An 18552-nucleotide genomic window follows, 5' to 3' on the forward strand; every position below is an offset into this window, starting at 1 on the left:
TCCGGTTTACAGGTTTACTCAAAAGGCGGCGGAGCCAACACTTCGCGATTACCGTTATGCCCCTGAGCGCTGACAATACCCTGCGCTTCCATCTGTTCGATAATACGCGCCGCACGGTTATAGCCGATACGGAACTGACGCTGAACGCCGGAAATGGACGCTTTTCGCTTCTGAGTGACGAAATTAACGGCCTGATCGAATAGCGCATCTAATTCTTCGCCGCCGTCAAAACCGCCACCGCCACCTTCGCTTTCGCTGTCGGAGGTAATGCCATCCACATATTGCGGACGACCGCGCGCTTTCCAGTCCTGCACCACCGCATGGACTTCCTGGTCACGCACAAACGCCCCATGGACACGTACCGGCATGGTGGAGTTTGGTCCGGAATAGAGCATGTCCCCCATTCCCAATAACGACTCAGCGCCACCCTGATCAAGAATGGTGCGGGAGTCGATCTTGCTGGATACTGTAAAAGCGATACGGGTTGGAATGTTGGCTTTAATTAAACCAGTAATCACATCGACCGACGGACGCTGCGTCGCCAGTACCAGGTGAATCCCCGCAGCGCGCGCTTTCTGCGCCAAACGCGCGATCAGCTCTTCAACTTTTTTACCGACGGTCATCATCAGGTCGGCAAATTCATCAACCAGTACCACGATATACGGCAGTTTTTCCAGAACCGGATGCTGAACATCCATACTGTCGCCCGGCTTCCAGTACGGGTCCGGAATCGGACGTCCCATGCGGGCCGCTTCGGCGATTTTCTCGTTATAACCAGCCAGATTACGCACGCCGAGCGCGGACATCAGCTTATAGCGACGCTCCATCTCATTGACGCTCCAGCGTAACGCGTTAGCTGCGTCTTTCATATCGGTAACAACTTCCGTCAGCAGATGCGGTATACCTTCATAGACCGAGAGTTCTAACATTTTCGGGTCGATCATGATAAAGCGAACGTCTTCCGGCTGCGCTTTATACAGCATACTGAGGATCATGGCGTTAACCCCGACCGACTTACCGGAACCGGTCGTACCGGCCACCAGCAGGTGAGGCATTTTCGCCAGATCCGCCACTACCGGATCGCCCGCGATATCCTTACCTAACACCACGGTAAGCGGCGACGGATTCTCGCGGAATTTGGCGTTATCCAACACTTCGCGCAGATAAACGGTTTGCCGTTTCTTGTTCGGCAATTCCAACCCTACGTAAGGTTTGCCTGGAATGACTTCCACAACGCGTACGGCTACCGTTGACAAGGAGCGCGCCAGATCCCGGGAAAGGTTGGAGATACGCGCTGCTTTAACGCCCGGGGCCAGATTCAGTTCAAAGCGAGTAATGACCGGGCCTGGCGAATAGTTCACCACATCAGCTTTAATGCGGAAATCCGCCAGACGCGCTTCAACCAGACGCGCCATTTGTTCCAGCGCAAAGGTATCTACCGGTTCAACTTCGCTCGGCGGCGGCGTCAGAAGATCTAATGAAGGCAGCGGCGTCGTCGGACGCTGCAATGGACGACTGTCGCCGTTACGCATCAACAGCGGGTGGATCAGACTGTCTTGCGGCGCTGTCGGTTGCTGCGGCTGCTGGTACTGCGGCTGAGGCGCTACCGGCTGTTGCGGCTGCTGATACTGTGGCTGCGGCGCTACCGGCTGTTGCGGTTGCTGATACTGCGGCTGCGGCGCTACCGGCTGTTGCGGCTGCTGATACTGCGGCTGCGGCGCTACCGGCTGCTGCGGCTGCTGATACTGCGGCTGAGGCGCTACCGGCTGTTGCGGCTGCTGATACTGTGGCTGCGACGCTACCGGCTGCTGCGGCTGCTGATACTGTGGCTGCGGCGCTACCGGCTGCTGATACTGCGGCTGCGGCGCTACAGGTTGCTGAACAGGCGTTGACTCGGGCATGACACCCGGCGTGAACAGCGGTTCGTGCGGACCTTCATCAACCAATACTTTCATTGGCGAGAAATCCAGATCGTCCAGTGAGAACGGCTGCGCGCCAGCGGGTTGCTCGCCGGAATAGCGCTGCTGTTGCGAAGCGGCAAACTGGCGGGCTAATTCAGCTTCCGCAGCGGTATCGTCATCTTCTGCCTGTTGAGTATCATGCTGATACGTCTCACCATAACGATGCTGCTGCGACTGCGCAAACTGACGGGCTAACTCGTCCTGATGCATTGCATCTATTTCTTCATCGGTTAGCTGCGCGCCCGTCTCGTACTGATTGCGCTCCGCCTCGCGGGCTTTTTCTTCAGCAATCCTCTGTGACGGCAGCTTAATACCGTACGATGCCAGTTCCCGTCGGGTCGGCACGCGAACGCGGTTCGGACGCGGCAGTTGCGGACCAATCCCCTCTTTCACCTGCGGACGCGGCGCGCCGCCGGTAGCCAGACTAAATGCAGGCGCAGCGGCCGCGGCGCCTGCTGCCAGGGCGCCACTCTTAATACCTGTGTCAAGCGACGCGGCGGCGGCTACCGCTTCCACTGGCGGTATGGACGGCGCGACAGATACCGTAGGTTTGACCGGCACGTTCTCTTTTACCGGCTCCGGAATCGGTTGATACCATGCCGCCAGTTGTTCGCGCTCACGGGCGCGTTTCTCTTCCACCTCTTCAAAATAGTAAAGCGGAGGGCGAGCGGGCCTGGTCTCTTCTATGCCAGGTTCAGGCTCGGTGGCAACCGGCTGTTCGATAACCGGCGGCGGCATGTGGGAAGGTTCAGCCGCTATCGGCTCCGGCTGCCAGTGTTGTTCGGCATCCGGCGCCTGCCATTGCGGCTGTGTTTCCTGCGGCGCAAGAGAGTCATATTCTGCTGCGGTCGCTGGCGTCGCGGCGTATTGCGGCGCGGAAGCGACAGGCACAGGTTGCTGCCACGGCGCACTTTGCGCCTCCTGCGGTTGAGCATATTGCGGATGCGGCTGATACCCCTCCGGCGCAGGCGCGATAACCGGTTCGCCGGTTTGCGGCCCCGGTACGGGCTGCCACTCCACGGTCGGTTGCGCGACAACCGGCTCAGCCCCCGGCATGGGCGGCGTTTGCATTATGGGATCGGCGGACGCTGCCCACGTCTGGGTGACGGCAGTTGCGGCCGCAGCGGCGGCGACCGGTTCGGTGACAGAATGGCCGTTTAACAGCGGATCATATTCATCATATTCCGACTGCGTCGCACGGTTGCCCGAAAACAGAACGTCGTCGGGATCGGCAGCGACGCCGCGCGCGCTATACTGAATGTCCTCGTCATCATCCATCCGTTTGCCGGAAAAGAGCGCGGCATCGGTCTGACGGCCCCGTGGATTGCTGAATTTTTCAGCCAGTCGCTTACGACGCGCCAACGCGCCGCGCAAAATACGCGCCCGGCGAGATTCACGCTGCACGCCATCGGTTTCTTCATCGTATTCGTCATCATACTCTTCGTCGTCAACCCACGTATCATCACGCCGGGTACGGTTGCTGGCGAAGGTCAGTATATTAAGCAGCCAGCCGCCTAATTTTTCGGCGATACTAACCCAGGACCAGCCGGTAAAGAGCGTCAGCCCGGCAGCCCAAATACAGAGAAGCATTATCGTTCCGCCGCTACTATGCAACAACGGCTGCAGCGTGGTGCTTAACAGGCTGCCAATTACGCCGCCGGAGGCGAAATACCAGATATCGTCGGCATTAATGGCCGCCAGACCGCAGGAAGTGAGAATCAGCGCCAGCACGCCAATAAGGCGTAGCGACACAGCAAAATAGTCGATGTAATCATCCGTAGACTGATGACGCCACGCAAACCAACACCCGCCGACAATAATGACAGGGATAGTGTAGGCCATTACGCCAAAAATAAAGAACAGTGTATCGGCCAGCCACGCGCCCGGCGCGCCGCCTAAATTATGGATGGGTTCATGCCAGGCGGTTTGCGACCAACTGGGGTCCGAAGGGTTAAAGCTCAACAAGGCCGCCATCAACCAGACGGCAAAAAGGGCAATAAGTATCAACAACGCTTCCAGAAGTCGGCGCCCGCTGCTTAACTTCGTCAATGTGACGTCTTTGTCTTCAGTATATTCCTGGCTCAAAAAAGGCTCTCCAGGTTCCAGGCTTTTCCCGCCCGATGCTAAAACGGACAACAGCACCGGGTTGCCCCGGCACTGTTGCTGTATGGATTAACAGGAGTGTAATCAAACTACGGCGATTTTGCACCTGTTCCGTGTTAGCGTGTCTTAATAACCAGACGATTACTCTGTTTTACCTCTTCCATCACTACGTAAGTTCGGGTGTCGTTCACACCTGGCAAGCGCAGCAACGTCTCTCCCAATAGTTTTCGATACGCTGACATATCCGGTACACGGGTTTTCAACAGGTAGTCGAAATCGCCGGAAACCAAATGACACTCCTGAATCTCTTCAAGCTTTTTCACGGCGGCATTAAACTGTTCAAACACATCCGGCGCGCCGCGATTTAAGGTAATCTCAACGAATACCAGAAGTGACGCATCCAGATAATGCGGGTTCAACAGCGCCGTATAGCCCTGGATAAACCCCTGTCGCTCCAGCCGACGCACACGCTCAAGGCAAGGTGTCGGCGAAAGTCCTACTCGTTTAGAAAGCTCGACGTTGGAAATACGCCCATCCTTTTGCAGTTCATTAAGAATGTTACGATCGATACGGTCGAGATCTTTGCCAGGGCGCTTCTTGCTATCTACCATTATTATTGTCTCTCTGTATTCCTTCCCTACTCCTGCCTGACTCTACTCACATCACTGTTCAGAGTCGCTGCCCATCACAATAGACCGAAACCCAGAGGGATTAACGGCGTGCAATGCCTGGTCTATGGTGAGAAGACCGTTGCCTCGCGGCAGCTATCGACATCACGAATGGCGTCTGTCCACGCCATGCGTAGATTTCACTAGCCCGGTAAACATGGTATTTACATGCATGATTATGCAGCACATACATAACACAGTTTTTTTCTTCCTCGAATGTTTTCGCAAAACAGCAGGTGATTGTCAAAGCAAAACATCGATTTTTAGTACAACATGCCAGTTATTCATTAGAGAGGGCGGTAAACTGTCATTTCGTCACCTTATAAGTTACCGATTTTAATTAAAGTTTGTGATGATAACGTCGCTGCCGCGGTCGTTCATCGGTTCATGCTATTACACATATTGTTAACAAAATCGTTATGCTCTTTTTTTACGTCTGTAAATTCTCTACAATTCTGCTCATTGTCTGCCAACAACTATGGGGATCTCATGGGCACGACCAAACACAGTAAGCTGCTTATTCTGGGCTCAGGACCGGCGGGATATACCGCGGCGGTGTATGCCGCGCGCGCAAATTTACAGCCAGTACTTATTACCGGTATGGAAAAAGGCGGTCAACTGACTACCACGACGGAAGTGGAAAACTGGCCCGGCGATCCAAACGATTTGACCGGCCCGCTGCTGATGGAACGCATGCATGAACATGCGGCAAAATTTGAAACCGAGATAATTTTTGATCACATCAACAACGTGGATCTGCAAAATCGTCCGTTCCGTCTGACAGGTGACAGCGCAGAGTACACTTGTGATGCGTTGATCATTGCGACCGGCGCTTCCGCGCGCTATCTGGGGCTGCCATCGGAAGAAGCCTTTAAAGGGCGCGGCGTTTCCGCCTGCGCAACCTGCGACGGTTTCTTCTACCGCAATCAGAAAGTGGCGGTGATCGGCGGCGGCAACACCGCAGTTGAAGAAGCGCTTTATCTGTCCAACATCGCTTCGGAAGTGCACCTTATCCATCGCCGTGACGGTTTCCGCGCTGAAAAAATCCTCATTAAGCGCCTGATGGATAAAGTCGAAAATGGCAATATCATCCTGCACACCAACCGGACGCTGGAAGAAGTGACCGGCGATCAGATGGGCGTTACTGGTCTGCGTCTTCGCGACACGCAGCAGAGCGATAATATCGAGACGCTGGACATCGCCGGACTTTTCGTAGCCATCGGTCATAGCCCAAACACGGCACTCTTCGAAGGCCAGCTTGAGCTGGAAAATGGTTATATCAAAGTTCAGTCCGGCACCCATGGCAACGCCACACAAACCAGCATCCCTGGCGTATTCGCGGCGGGTGACGTTATGGATCATATTTACCGTCAGGCGATCACCTCTGCAGGTACGGGCTGTATGGCGGCGCTGGATGCCGAACGCTATCTCGATGGTCTGGCCGACGCGAGCAAATAGTTTTTACAAATCAGTAACAAAAGTAAAAAAGGCGACTATAAGTCGCCTTTATTTTTGCGTCGTTGTAACATTGCCCTGCCTGAAATTCCAATAACTCACCTGCTAAGCGTGCAATGAATAAAACCCGTCAAAAAGAGCTGACCCGCTGGTTAAAACAGCAAAGCGTAATCTCCCAACGGTGGTTGAATATTTCCCGCCTGTTGGGGTTCATGAGTGGCGTATTAATTGTCGCTCAGGCCTGGATCATGGCGCGTATCCTGCAACATATGATCATGGAGAACATTCCACGGGAAGCGCTGTTGCTCCCTTTTATCCTGCTGATACTGATCTTTGTCCTCCGCGCCTGGGTGGTGTGGTTGCGCGAGCGCGTCGGTTTTCATGCCGGACAGCATATTCGCTTTGAGATCCGCCGTCAGGTGTTGGATCGTCTGCAGCAAGCCGGCCCAGCCTGGATTCAGGGCAAGCCCGCCGGTAGCTGGGCGACGCTGGTGTTGGAGCAGATTGACGATATGCATGACTATTATGCGCGCTATCTGCCGCAAATGGCGCTTGCCGTTTGCGTACCGCTCTTAATCGTGGCGGCGATTTTCCCGTCAAACTGGGCGGCGGCGCTGATTCTGCTGGGCACTGCCCCGCTCATTCCCCTATTTATGGCGATGGTGGGGATGGGCGCGGCTGACGCCAACCGCCGCAATTTCCTGGCGCTTGCCCGGCTAAGCGGCCATTTTCTTGACCGTCTGCGCGGGATGGAAACGCTGCGAATTTTCGGTCGTGGAGAAGCGGAAACCGAGAGCATTCGCGCAGCATCGCAGGATTTTCGTCAGCGCACGATGGAAGTACTGCGCCTCGCCTTTTTATCTTCCGGCGTGCTGGAATTTTTCACCTCGCTTTCTATTGCGCTGGTCGCCGTTTATTTTGGCTTCTCTTACCTGGGCGAGCTGAACTTTGGTCATTACGGTACCGGTGTGACGCTCGCCGCCGGGTTCCTCGCCTTGATCCTCGCGCCGGAGTTTTTCCAGCCATTACGCGACCTCGGCACGTTTTATCATGCTAAGGCGCAGGCGGTTGGCGCGGCGGATAGTCTGAAGACATTTCTGGAAACACCCCTTGCCCACCCGGCGCGCGGCGAAGTTGAGCTGGCGGAAAACGAACCTGTAACCATTGACGCAGTCAATCTTATTATCACCTCGCCAGAAGGCAAAACGCTTGCCGGGCCGCTGAATTTCTCATTAGCGGCAGGAGAACGCGCCGTCCTGGTAGGACGCAGCGGTTCCGGTAAAAGCTCTCTGTTGAATGTATTATCCGGTTTTCTCTCCTATCAGGGATCTTTGCGTATTAATGGTGTCGAACTTCGCGATCTCTCGCCGGAATCCTGGCGCCAGCATCTCTCCTGGGTCGGACAAAACCCGCAATTACCTGCGGCGACGCTACGCGAAAATGTATTACTGGCGCGCCCGGACGCCAGCGAGCAGGAACTTTATGCCGCGCTTGACGCCGCATGGGTAAGCGAATTTTTACCGCTGCTGCCGCAGGGAGTAGACACCCCGCTCGGCAATCATGCCAGCAGACTTTCCGTCGGCCAGGCACAGCGTGTAGCGGTCGCCCGCGCGCTACTTAATCCCTCTCAACTGCTACTGCTGGATGAACCGGCGGCAAGCCTGGACGCTCACAGCGAGCAACGCGTCATGCAGGCATTAAAAGCGGCGTCAAAACGCCAGACCACATTAATGGTGACGCATCAGTTGGAAGATCTCGCCGACTGGGACGCTATCTGGGTTATGCAAGATGGCGCGATTGTCGAACAAGGCAGCTATGCCGAACTCAGCGCCGCCAACGGCGCTTTTGCGACGTTATTGGCTCACCGTCAGGAGGATATTTAAATGCGCGCGCTACTCCCTTATCTGACGCTTTATAAACGCCACAAATGGATGCTAACGCTGGGAATTGCGCTGGCAATCCTGACCCTGCTTGCCAGTATCGGGCTGCTGACGCTTTCCGGCTGGTTCCTGTCCGCGTCCGCTATCGCAGGCTTCGCGGGAATTTACAGTTTTAACTATATGCTCCCGGCGGCCGGCGTGCGCGGCGCGGCCATTACCCGTACCGCTGGTCGTTATTTTGAACGTCTGGTAAGTCATGACGCCACGTTCCGCGTGCTGCAACATCTGCGTATTTATACCTTCAGCAAACTTCTACCGCTCTCCCCCGCGGGTCTGGCGCGATATCAGCAAGGTGAACTGCTGAACCGCATCGTTGCCGACGTCGACACGCTGGATCATCTCTATTTGCGCGTCATCTCCCCGCTGGTCGGTGCTTTTGTAGTGATTATGATTGTCACCCTGGGGCTTAGCGTTCTCGACGTGACGCTGGCGATCACGCTGGGCGGCATTATGCTGTTGACGCTGTTTATTATGCCGCCGGTGTTTTATCGCGCCGGCAAAAATACCAGCCAAAATCTGACGCATCTACGCGGTCAGTATCGCCAGCAGCTCACGTCATGGTTACAGGGCCAGGCGGAACTCACCATTTTTGGCGCCAGCAAACGCTATCGGGCGCAAATGGAAGCCACCGAATTACAATGGCATGAGGCCCAACGCCGACAGTCTGAACTCACCGCCTTATCGCAGGCGTTAATGCTGCTGATTGGCGCGCTGGCGGTGATGTTAATGTTGTGGATGGCCTCCGGCGGCGTTGGCGGCAATATGCAGCCCGGCGCGCTCATCGCGCTGTTTGTCTTCTGCGCGCTGGCGGCTTTCGAGGCGCTTGCGCCCGTTACCGGCGCATTCCAACATCTGGGGCAGGTTATCGCCTCTGCGCTTCGTATCACTGAATTAACGGAGCAAAAACCGGAGGTGACCTTTCCACAGGCAGAAACTCCCGCGCCGGAAAAGGTCACACTCACCCTGCGGGACGTTTCGTTTCGTTATCCCGACCAGCCGATTAATGCGCTCAATGCCCTCTCATTACAGGCTAATCCTGGCGAGCATGTCGCTATTCTGGGGCGTACCGGCTGCGGAAAATCAACGCTGTTGCAGCTACTCACCCGCGCCTGGGACCCGCAACAAGGCGAAATTCTGCTCAACGATCTTCCGCTATCCTCGCTGAGCGAATCCGCCTTACGCCGGACTATCAGCGTGGTGCCGCAGCGTGTCCACCTGTTCAGCGCCACGCTGCGTGATAATTTATTACTGGCGGCGCCCAATGCCAGCGACGAAGCCCTTTCCGACATGCTGCGTCGCGTCGGCCTCGAAAATCTGCTCGAAGATAGTGGGCTTAATAGCTGGCTCGGCGAAGGCGGTCGTCTGCTATCCGGCGGCGAACTTCGTCGCCTGGCCATCGCCCGCGCGCTGTTGCACGATGCCCCGTTGATGCTGTTGGATGAGCCTACTGAGGGGCTGGATGCGACCACCGAGAGCGAAATGCTGGAATTACTTGCCGATGTGATGCGCGAAAAAACCGTCCTGATAGTGACTCACCGTTTGCGCGGCCTGGCCCGTTTTGATCAAATCATCGTAATGGACGACGGGCGCATCATTGAGCGAGGCACTCATGCAGAATTGTTAGCCGGACAAGGGCGCTATTATCAGTTTAAACAACGTCTGTAAGCTATTATTGAACGATCCGACTTGCGTACTGGAGTTTCGCCGTCATGCGTCTGGTTCAGCTTTCCCGACATTCTATCGCCTTCCCTTCGCCGGAAGGCGCTTTACGCGAGCCTAACGGTTTACTGGCACTGGGCGGCGATCTCAGCCCTGCCCGGTTGTTAATGGCCTACCAGCACGGGATTTTCCCGTGGTTTTCGCCGGGCGACCCGATTCTGTGGTGGTCGCCCGATCCGCGCGCCGTGCTGTGGCCTGAAAAGTTTCACCTCAGTCGCAGCATGAAGCGCTTTCACAACGCATCCCCTTACCGCGTGACGCTCAATTACGCTTTCGACCGGGTCATTGATGGATGCGCCAATCACCGTGACGAAGGCACCTGGATAACGCGTGGTATTGAGGAAGCCTATCGCCGATTACATGAATTGGGCCACGCGCACTCCATTGAAGTGTGGCGCGATCGGGAACTGGTCGGCGGGATGTATGGCGTCTCGCAGGGGGCGCTATTTTGCGGCGAATCGATGTTTAGCCGCCAGGAGAATGCCTCTAAAACCGCACTGCTGGTTTTTTGCGCTGAATTTACCCGCCACGGCGGTAAACTTATTGATTGTCAGGTACTTAATAGTCATACCGCCTCGCTCGGTGCCATTGAAATTCCACGTCGTGACTACCTCGATCACCTCGCGGCCTTACGCCAACAGCCGCTGGCCTCCCGTTTTTGGGTGCCGCGGACATTATTTTTGCCCCGGAAGTGAATGTTTTCGGCACATTTTTTATTGGGGTGTTATAATTGCTGCCGCAGAATTGGTTTAGCTCATTATCACGCAGCCCGTTGTCAGGTAACGCCCATCGTTTATTTCACCGTTCCCTTATATGTTGCGCTTATGTCGATACATCAGGCGGTAGTATCAGGGAAAAGGTGTATAACGCGGCGTTGTCGTGTGTCGCGGAATCATGTGCTAAACCTGGTTTGCTGTGTTTTAAACGCACAAATCTTTACTTATCAAAAGAAGTTCGGCATTATCTTGCCGGTTCAAATTATGGTAGTGATACCCCAGAGGATTAGATGGCCAAAGAAGACAATATTGAAATGCAAGGTACCGTTCTCGAAACGTTACCTAATACCATGTTCCGCGTAGAGTTAGAAAACGGTCACGTGGTTACTGCACACATCTCCGGTAAAATGCGTAAGAACTACATCCGCATCCTGACGGGCGACAAAGTGACCGTTGAGCTGACCCCGTACGACCTGAGCAAAGGCCGCATTGTCTTCCGTAGTCGCTAATTGTCTCCTCACGCCCTGAAGGGCGGCTGGATAAAAGGTCGGTTTAACCGGCCTTTTTTGCGTCCATTAAGTCGATGAATGACGAGCAGGTTACTCTTCCACCATCCGCGCATACTCTTCCGTCAAAAAATCGACCAACGCACGTACGGAAGGTAATAGCCCTCGCCGGGATGGGAACACAGCATGAATAACCTCCCGCCGGGGCTCCCACTCTTCCAGCACCGCGACCAGTTCACCGGCGGCCAGTTGTTCTTTCACCATTAAGACAGGTAACTGCACAAGCCCCACGCCCGCCATCGCCGCCTCGCGTAGCGCCAACATGTCTGTAGTAATCATACGCGGGGTAAAATGGACTTCCGCACGCGCGCCCTGCGGGCCGTAAAGTTCCCAGCGGTGGATATGCTTGCCGGATGCAAGACTTAGCCCTGGCCAATGGCTCAACTCCGCCGGCGCGGAAGGGATTCCCATCCGTGCGATGAGATCCGGGCTGGCAAACAGGCGATGCCCTCTGTCAGCCAGGACGCGCATCACCAGGTCGCTATCTTCAAACGGGCGCGGCCTGACGCGAATCGCCACATCCACCCCCTCCCCTACGACGTCCACCCGACGATTGGTCGCTTCAAGCTGTAGCGAAACATCAGGATAACGCGCCATAAACTTCGCCAGCATTGGGCCGATGTGTACATGCAGCAGCGTCACCGGGCAGGTTAGCTTCACGATACCGCGAGGCTCTACCTGCAATGCGGCAATGGCATCCTGCGCCGCCTGAGCTTCCACCAGCATCGCTTTACAGTGCTCATAGAATGTTTGCCCCACTTCGGTAACGTTAAACTGCCGGGTGGTTCGCTGAATCAATCGCACGCCCAGCCGTTCCTCCAGTTGCGCAATACGCCGGCTCAGTTTTGATTTTGGTTCATCAAGCGCACGCCCCGCCGCGGCAAACCCACCCTCTTCGACCACATGCACAAACCACGCAAAATCATTGAGATCCGTTTTTATCATTACATTGTCCTATTAATGGAACGGTATGAGCCATTTTACCCACTACCGAACATTTTGTCATGAATATAAGCTTATTCACATCAAGACAACGCCACTGAGGAGAACACCATGAAACAGATTACAGGCGTCTATACCGCACCTCGCCCGCACTGGGTTGGCGATGGATTTCCGGTTCGTTCACTCTTTTCTTATCAGTCACATGCGCAGCAGTTGAATCCATTCCTGCTGCTGGATTATGCCGGGCCGCACACCTTTACGCCGGGTAATGAAAAACGCGGCGTTGGGGAGCATCCACACCGCGGTTTCGAGACCGTGACGATTGTTTATAGTGGCGAAGTCGAGCATCGGGACTCTACCGGTCGCGGCGGCGTTATCGGCCCGGGCGACGTTCAGTGGATGAGCGCAGGCGCAGGCATTTTGCATGAAGAGTTCCACTCCGACGCGTTTACCCGTCGGGGCGGCGAACTGGAAATGATGCAGTTGTGGGTTAACCTTCCCATGAAGGACAAAATGACCACCCCGGGTTATCAAAGCATTACCCACGATGTTATCCCGACCGTTACGTTGCCGGATGACGCCGGAGTCGTGCGGGTCATCGCAGGGCGTTATGAAGAGACAAAAGGCCCGGCGCACACTTTCTCGCCGCTCAATGTCTGGGATATGCGCCTGCAACGCAATCGCCAGCTTACATTGGCACAGCCGGAAGGATGGAGCGCCGCGCTGGTGGTACTGAAAGGCAATATCACGGTGAACGGCACGACGCCGGCCAACGAAGCGCAACTGGTGGTATTGAGCCAGCAAGGGAAAACGCTGCACCTTGAGGCCAGCAGCGACGCCAGCGTATTGCTGTTATCAGGCGAGCCGCTGAATGAACCGATTGTGGGTTACGGCCCATTTGTTATGAACACGAAACAAGAGATCGCAGAAGCAGTCCGCGATTTCAACTCCGGCCGTTTTGGCCAAATCTGAAAACATGAAGGAGAACACGATGTCAAGTCCTGCTAGTTTTAATGGTTTGCGCCCGGTAATTGATGTTAACGATTCCGTGATGCTTTTAATCGATCATCAAAGCGGTCTTTTCCAGACCGTAGGCGATATGCCAATGCCGGAATTACGCGCTCGCGCCGCGGCGTTGGCGAAGATGGCGACGTTAGCGAAAATGCCGGTCATTACCACGGCATCCGTACCGCAAGGTCCGAACGGCCCGCTGATCCCGGAGATCCACGCTAATGCGCCACATGCACAGTACATTGCGCGCAAAGGTGAAATTAACGCCTGGGATAACGAAGATTTCGTTAAGGCGGTAAAAGCGACGGGTCGTAAGACGCTGATCATTGCCGGGACGATTACCAGCGTGTGCATGGCATTCCCGGCCATTAGCGCGGTAGCAGAAGGTTATAAGGTATTTGCCGTGATCGACGCATCCGGTACCTACAGTAAGATGGCGCAGGAGATCACCCTGGCGCGTATCGTACAGGCTGGCGTCGTACCGATGGATACTGCCGCAGTTGCCTCTGAGCTGCAAGGCACCTGGAACCGTGAAGACGCAGCCGCGTGGGCCGACGTTTATACTCAGGTATTCCCGGCCTATCAACTGCTGATAGAAAGCTACAGCAAAGCGCAGGATGTGGTGAAAAACAACGAAATGTTGGATTCACAGCGCTAATTTGCCTCCCCGCGCCAGTTTGGGCGGGGATTATGTCTATTGCATGAGCAAACGACAGTGAATATGTAAATTCTGCTTGACCGTTTTAGCGCAACTCCCTATAGTAGCGCCCCGTTGCCCCCCAAGCGGTCAGGCAGCAATACAATATGGTGAGGTGTCCGAGTGGCTGAAGGAGCACGCCTGGAAAGTGTGTATACGGCAACGTATCGGGGGTTCGAATCCCCCCCTCACCGCCATATTTAAGTTGAGAGCCTGTACAGAAGTACGGGCTTTTTGCTTATATGTATCCCCCAAACCAAGGGGGGATGAGAACCACCGACCGGGGTTCGACAACTGGCGCAGCCAGTTGGACAGACCGGGCGCGCAGCGAACGGGCTGCCCCGAAGGGGCGAGCAAAGCGAGTCAATCCCCCCCTCACCGCCATATTCAAGAAAGAGCTCGTACGAAAGTACGGGCTTTTGTATCTAAACTTCTTGTTTTTACTGTGATTTTCCTGATGAAAGGTTTGTTTTTGGACCTTTGGTTGCTACACCAAACTTACTATAGATTGTGTAAAACAGCCCTACTTCCCTACCTGAAACGCTTTAGAAAAGTTTGCATAAGTATCTCTCGGTAGTAAAAAAGCACCGAGTTCCTCTGTCTGATGCTGCTGTTGATTTGTTAAAAGATTTACCACGATTAAAAGATAACAATCATGTATTCCCTGCCCCTCGCGCTGAAACACTTTCTGATATGTCGTTATTGGCTGTATTGAAACGAATGGGATATATCGACTTAACGCAACATGGCTTCCGTTCTACTTTCCGTGAGTGGGCTGGTGAAGCAACGGATTATCAACGTGAGGTTATTGAACATGCGTTGGCGCACCAGTTGGCAGATAAGGCTGAAGCAGCGTATCAGCGTGGGACGTTATGGCCTAAACGAGTGGCGCTGATGGATGACTGGACGGGGTATAGCACTGCCAACAGCTAAGCTACCTGTACGAAAGCATTATCGTTGATAACAACGTAGAAAGTGTGATGCTAATAGCATTCGCTTTCGAAAATGTGATAAGGAATAATTTCACGATGAACTATTTCTTATATGATTATTATCATGGTTTGCAAATTACATAAACCACTCAAGGAGAGGTTATGCCCGGACTGATAGGCTACTGGAAGCAACTTCCCACCAAAGATGAATATATTAAAAAACACAATATGAGCAAAATATCCTGCTACAGTTGTGGTCACGAGAAATTCAGCGATGTTGGTTTGATACAGGTATGGGATAATCACAGAAGAATTCTTTGTGCTAAGTGTAAGACTACTCTTTTCAGAGAAGAGGATTAGTTTTTTTGGCATTGGTAACAGCGGCTTCAGCATCCCTTTTCACGCAGCGGGTCGGGCTTTTTTTCGCATTTGACCCGTCGATTACCGGATGATGGCGCAATTTACAAGCGCCTTATCCGCCTACCGCGAGCACAACACCATCAGGCTAACTATTAGCCGGCATAAAAAAACCGGGCGCTAAGGCCCGGTTTGTACGGCAGTGAAACGAAGATTAGTGCGCGGCTTCCGGCTTGTGCTTTTGCGCACTCTGGAAGTCATACGTCAACGCATTTTTCTCTTTATCCAGCGCGACGGTGACCTGTCCGCCGTCAACCAGCGATCCAAACAGCAACTCATTGGCCAGTGGTTTTTTCAGGTTATCCTGGATCACACGTGCCATTGGTCGTGCGCCCATCGCCCGGTCATAGCCCTTTTCCGCCAGCCAGTCGCGCGCTTCCTGACTGACTTCCAGGGAGACGCCTTTCTGATCCAACTGAGCCTGCAACTCGACGATAAACTTATCGACAACCTGATGAATCACCTCGCCAGACAGATGATCGAACCAAATAATGTTGTCGAGACGGTTACGGAACTCAGGCGTAAACACTTTCTTGATCTCACCCATCGCATCGGTACTGTTGTCCTGATGAATAAGACCAATAGATTTACGTTCGGTTTCTCGCACGCCGGCGTTGGTGGTCATCACCAGCACCACGTTGCGGAAATCCGCCTTGCGGCCGTTGTTATCGGTCAGCGTACCGTTATCCATCACCTGCAGCAGCAGGTTAAAGACATCCGGGTGCGCTTTTTCGATCTCATCCAGCAACAGCACCGCATGAGGATGCTTAATCACCGCATCCGTCAGCAGCCCGCCCTGGTCGAAACCGACGTATCCCGGAGGCGCGCCGATCAGACGGCTCACCGTATGACGCTCCATATATTCGGACATATCAAAACGCAACAGCTCAATACCCAGCGCTTTTGAAAGCTGTACCGTAACTTCAGTTTTCCCTACGCCAGTTGGGCCGGCGAACAAGAATGAGCCGACAGGTTTATGCTCATGGCCCAGGCCCGCACGACTCATCTTAATAGCTTCGGTCAGCGCCTCAATCGCGTTATCCTGGCCGAAGACCAGCATTTTCAGACGATCGCCCAGGTTCTTCAGCGTATCGCGATCGCTCTGCGAGACGCTCTTTTCAGGAATTCGCGCAATTCGCGCCACTACGGACTCAATATCCGCCACGTTGACCGTTTTCTTACGTTTGCTCACCGGCATCAGACGCGCCCGAGCGCCCACTTCGTCAATCACGTCAATGGCTTTATCCGGCAGATGGCGGTCATTGATATATTTTACCGCCAGCTCGACCGCCGCACGCACCGCTTTCGCGGTATAACGCACGTCGTGGTGCGCTTCGTACTTAGGTTTCAAGCCGTTGATAATTTGCACCGTCTCTTCCACCGAAGGCTCGGTAATATCAATTTTCTGGAAACGGCGCGCTAATGCGCGGTCTTTCTCAAAAATATTGCTGAATTCCTGATAGGTCGTTGAGCCGATCACCCGGATCTTGCCGCTGGAAAGCAGCGGTTTAATCAGATTTGCCGCATCCACCTGTCCACCCGACGCCGCGCCAGCGCCGATAATGGTATGGATTTCATCGATAAACAGGATGCTGTTGGTATCCTGCTCAAGCTGTTTCAGCAACGCCTTAAACCGTTTTTCAAAATCGCCGCGGTATTTGGTGCCCGCCAGCAGCGAACCGATATCCAGAGAGTAAATAGTACAATCGGCCATCACTTCCGGCACATCGCCCTGCACGATACGCCAGGCCAGCCCTTCGGCAATCGCCGTTTTGCCGACGCCGGATTCCCCTACCAGCAACGGGTTATTTTTACGGCGACGACACAAGACCTGGATCGCGCGTTCAAGTTCTTTTTCACGACCAATCAGCGGATCGATGCCGCCCACGCGAGCAAGTTGGTTAAGATTCGTCGTGAAGTTTTCCATACGTTCCTCCCCGCCAGCTTGTTCGTCGCCAGCTGGCTGATTGCCGAGATCGGAAGATTGGCTCGGTTCGTCTTTTCGCGTCCCGTGAGAAATAAAGTTCACGATATCCAGACGGCTCACTTCATGCTTACGCAGCAGATAAGCCGCCTGTGATTCCTGCTCGCTAAAGATAGCCACCAGCACATTCGCGCCAGTCACTTCACTACGCCCGGAAGACTGAACGTGGAAGACGGCACGTTGCAGGACACGCTGGAAACTTAACGTCGGCTGCGTATCACGCTCTTCTTCACTGGCAGGCAGTACGGGTGTGGTTTGTTCAATGAAGGCTTCGAGTTCCTGACGGAGCGCCACCAGATCCACGGAGCATGCTTCCAGCGCTTCGCGAGCCGATGGGTTGCTGAGCAGCGCCAGCAACAGATGCTCGACGGTCATAAACTCATGACGGTGCTCGCGCGCTCTGGCGAAAGCCATGTTTAAACTGAGTTCCAGTTCTTGATTGAGCATAGGCACCTCCCCCAATTTTTATACCTGCATTCAGGCTTTTTCCAGCGTACACAGCAACGGATGCTCGTTCTCCCTTGCATACTTGTTCACCATCGCCACTTTGGTTTCCGCCACCTCGGCGGTAAACACGCCGCAGATAGCTTTGCCTTGATAGTGAACTGCAAGCATCAATTGCGTTGCACGTTCTACATCATAAGAAAAGAATTTTTGTAACACGTCAATAACAAACTCCATCGGAGTGTAGTCATCATTGACTAATATCACTTTATACATAGATGGCGGTTTTAGCGCGTCGCGCACGCTATCTTCCACCAACTGGTCAAAATCCAGCCAATCGTTCGTCTTACCCATTGTCAGTCGTCATTATCGGTTACGGTTGTCGGCAGGAAAATCTGCCGCTGACCAGAGTCTATGCACACAATCAATCTACCTCAATTGATAGATAACTAACATCTATCAGTACCATCCACGACATCTGTCACATTCCCGGCAATAGCGTTAACTGCTTCAAATTTTTGATTCATTTTTACCCGATCCCCCCTGCCTGATGCTTGACGCCTCGCCTGATTTCTCTAAATTGTAATGTCGAGAGTTGGTGAGGTTTTGAACAGCCCCCACTCCGTCACCGGTTCATTCCATCTTACTTATATAAGATTTACGAAGGATGTCGAAGCATGGAAACGGGTACTGTAAAGTGGTTCAACAATGCCAAAGGGTTTGGTTTCATCTGCCCTGAAGGCGGCGGCGAGGATATTTTCGCCCATTATTCCACCATTCAAATGGATGGTTACAGAACGCTTAAAGCCGGACAGTCTGTCCGGTTTGATGTCCACCAGGGGCCAAAAGGCAATCACGCCAGCGTCATCGTGCCCATCGAAGCAGAGGCCGTTGCATAGCTCCTCTGTCTCATTGTGTACATCCAGAAGGCAAAATGCCAGCCCGATCGGCTGGCATTTTTATTTAACGCCAGTGCCTGGTGGCGACACTGTTGCAT

At 54.0% G+C, this 18552-nt stretch carries 15 protein-coding genes, 1 tRNA gene and 1 pseudogene; 12 read left to right on the forward strand and 5 right to left on the reverse strand.

The genetic code is table 11. The annotated features are described in order from the left end of the window. Nucleotides 1–14: 14 nt before the first annotated feature. Both ftsK and lrp read right to left on the reverse strand, forming a co-directional pair. Nucleotides 15–4046, reverse strand: coding sequence for a DNA translocase FtsK (ftsK, locus tag AAYN39_RS09775; RefSeq protein WP_000076972.1), 4032 nt, complete (start codon nt 4044–4046; stop codon nt 15–17). A 134-nt stretch (nt 4047–4180) separates the two neighbouring features. Next, nucleotides 4181–4675: a leucine-responsive transcriptional regulator Lrp gene (lrp, locus tag AAYN39_RS09780; protein WP_000228468.1), complete on the reverse strand. Its 495-nt coding sequence runs from the start codon at nt 4673–4675 to the stop codon at nt 4181–4183. Nucleotides 4676–5221: 546 nt separating this feature from the next. Here lrp and trxB point away from each other — a divergent pair. From trxB to infA, 6 genes are all read left to right on the forward strand, one after another. Beyond that, complete coding sequence (trxB, locus tag AAYN39_RS09785) at nt 5222–6190, forward strand: thioredoxin-disulfide reductase (RefSeq protein ID WP_000537407.1); 969 nt, start codon at nt 5222–5224, stop codon at nt 6188–6190. 113 nt (nt 6191–6303) lie between these two features. Beyond that, complete coding sequence (gene cydD, locus AAYN39_RS09790; protein WP_001044527.1) at nt 6304–8070, forward strand: cysteine/glutathione ABC transporter permease/ATP-binding protein CydD; 1767 nt, start codon at nt 6304–6306, stop codon at nt 8068–8070. Beyond that, nucleotides 8071–9792 (forward strand): cysteine/glutathione ABC transporter ATP-binding protein/permease CydC, encoded by a 1722-nt coding sequence (cydC, locus tag AAYN39_RS09795; protein ID WP_001202266.1) that lies wholly within the window; start codon nt 8071–8073, stop codon nt 9790–9792. Nucleotides 9793–9836: 44 nt separating this feature from the next. Beyond that, nucleotides 9837–10541 carry a leucyl/phenylalanyl-tRNA--protein transferase gene (gene aat / locus AAYN39_RS09800; RefSeq protein WP_001241650.1) on the forward strand — a complete coding sequence of 235 codons (705 nt, stop codon included), beginning with the start codon at nt 9837–9839 and terminating at the stop codon, nt 10539–10541. After that, complete coding sequence (locus tag AAYN39_RS09805; RefSeq protein ID WP_031624212.1) at nt 10542–10925, forward strand: hypothetical protein; 384 nt, start codon at nt 10542–10544, stop codon at nt 10923–10925. Continuing rightward, nucleotides 10853–11071: a translation initiation factor IF-1 gene (infA, locus tag AAYN39_RS09810; RefSeq protein WP_001040187.1), complete on the forward strand. Its 219-nt coding sequence runs from the start codon at nt 10853–10855 to the stop codon at nt 11069–11071. The genes AAYN39_RS09805 and infA overlap by 73 nt, the downstream gene beginning before the upstream one ends. A gap of 90 nt (nt 11072–11161) precedes the next feature. On the opposite strand, the gene AAYN39_RS09815 is transcribed toward infA, so the two are convergent. After that, nucleotides 11162–12073, reverse strand: a complete 912-nt coding sequence (locus tag AAYN39_RS09815) for a LysR family transcriptional regulator (protein ID WP_000597928.1) — start codon at nt 12071–12073, stop codon at nt 11162–11164. Nucleotides 12074–12181: 108 nt separating this feature from the next. Here AAYN39_RS09815 and AAYN39_RS09820 point away from each other — a divergent pair, with 108 nt between their 5' ends. From AAYN39_RS09820 to AAYN39_RS09840, 5 genes and pseudogenes are all read left to right on the forward strand, one after another. After that, a complete protein-coding gene (locus AAYN39_RS09820; protein WP_000809962.1) occupies nt 12182–13042 on the forward strand; it encodes a pirin family protein in 861 nt (286 codons plus the stop codon). Between the two features lie 19 nt (nt 13043–13061). Next, entirely contained in the window at nt 13062–13739 is a 678-nt protein-coding gene (locus AAYN39_RS09825; protein WP_000097901.1) for a hydrolase, read from the forward strand. A 148-nt stretch (nt 13740–13887) separates the two neighbouring features. After that, a tRNA-Ser gene (locus tag AAYN39_RS09830) sits at nt 13888–13975 on the forward strand. A 382-nt stretch (nt 13976–14357) separates the two neighbouring features. After that, nucleotides 14358–14711 (forward strand): annotated as a pseudogene (locus AAYN39_RS09835) (integrase); the annotation flags it as partial. Between the two features lie 161 nt (nt 14712–14872). Further along, nucleotides 14873–15070, forward strand: a complete 198-nt coding sequence (locus AAYN39_RS09840; protein ID WP_001117984.1) for a hypothetical protein — start codon at nt 14873–14875, stop codon at nt 15068–15070. 211 nt (nt 15071–15281) lie between these two features. Here AAYN39_RS09840 and clpA read toward each other — a convergent pair whose 3' ends face one another. Next, on the reverse strand, nt 15282–17558 hold the full coding sequence (gene clpA, locus AAYN39_RS09845; RefSeq protein ID WP_000934058.1) for an ATP-dependent Clp protease ATP-binding subunit ClpA: 2277 nt from the start codon (nt 17556–17558) through the stop codon (nt 15282–15284). 30 nt (nt 17559–17588) lie between these two features. Then, on the reverse strand, nt 17589–17909 hold the full coding sequence (gene clpS / locus AAYN39_RS09850; protein ID WP_000520789.1) for an ATP-dependent Clp protease adapter ClpS: 321 nt from the start codon (nt 17907–17909) through the stop codon (nt 17589–17591). 323 nt (nt 17910–18232) lie between these two features. On the opposite strand from clpS, the gene cspD reads away from it, so the two are divergent. Then, nucleotides 18233–18454 carry a cold shock-like protein CspD gene (gene cspD / locus AAYN39_RS09855; RefSeq protein ID WP_000447499.1) on the forward strand — a complete coding sequence of 74 codons (222 nt, stop codon included), beginning with the start codon at nt 18233–18235 and terminating at the stop codon, nt 18452–18454. Nucleotides 18455–18552 lie beyond the last annotated feature (98 nt).

The organism is Salmonella sp. K21076 (assembly GCF_039650795.1).
GTDB lineage: Bacteria > Pseudomonadota > Gammaproteobacteria > Enterobacterales > Enterobacteriaceae > Salmonella > Salmonella enterica.

Bases quoted from the DNA above. Each gene is read 5' to 3' on its own strand.
- lrp (WP_000228468.1), bottom strand. From the start codon at position 4,675: ATGGTAGATAGCAAGAAGCGCCCTGGCAAAGATCTCGACCGTATCGAT.
- trxB (WP_000537407.1), top strand. From the start codon at position 5,222: ATGGGCACGACCAAACACAGTAAGCTGCTTATTCTGGGCTCAGGACCG.
- cydD (WP_001044527.1), top strand. From the start codon at position 6,304: ATGAATAAAACCCGTCAAAAAGAGCTGACCCGCTGGTTAAAACAGCAA.
- cydC (WP_001202266.1), top strand. From the start codon at position 8,071: ATGCGCGCGCTACTCCCTTATCTGACGCTTTATAAACGCCACAAATGG.
- aat (WP_001241650.1), top strand. From the start codon at position 9,837: ATGCGTCTGGTTCAGCTTTCCCGACATTCTATCGCCTTCCCTTCGCCG.
- AAYN39_RS09805 (WP_031624212.1), top strand. From the start codon at position 10,542: ATGTTTTCGGCACATTTTTTATTGGGGTGTTATAATTGCTGCCGCAGA.
- infA (WP_001040187.1), top strand. From the start codon at position 10,853: ATGGCCAAAGAAGACAATATTGAAATGCAAGGTACCGTTCTCGAAACG.
- AAYN39_RS09815 (WP_000597928.1), bottom strand. From the start codon at position 12,073: ATGATAAAAACGGATCTCAATGATTTTGCGTGGTTTGTGCATGTGGTC.
- AAYN39_RS09820 (WP_000809962.1), top strand. From the start codon at position 12,182: ATGAAACAGATTACAGGCGTCTATACCGCACCTCGCCCGCACTGGGTT.
- AAYN39_RS09825 (WP_000097901.1), top strand. From the start codon at position 13,062: ATGTCAAGTCCTGCTAGTTTTAATGGTTTGCGCCCGGTAATTGATGTT.
- AAYN39_RS09840 (WP_001117984.1), top strand. From the start codon at position 14,873: ATGCCCGGACTGATAGGCTACTGGAAGCAACTTCCCACCAAAGATGAA.
- clpA (WP_000934058.1), bottom strand. From the start codon at position 17,558: ATGCTCAATCAAGAACTGGAACTCAGTTTAAACATGGCTTTCGCCAGA.
- clpS (WP_000520789.1), bottom strand. From the start codon at position 17,909: ATGGGTAAGACGAACGATTGGCTGGATTTTGACCAGTTGGTGGAAGAT.
- cspD (WP_000447499.1), top strand. From the start codon at position 18,233: ATGGAAACGGGTACTGTAAAGTGGTTCAACAATGCCAAAGGGTTTGGT.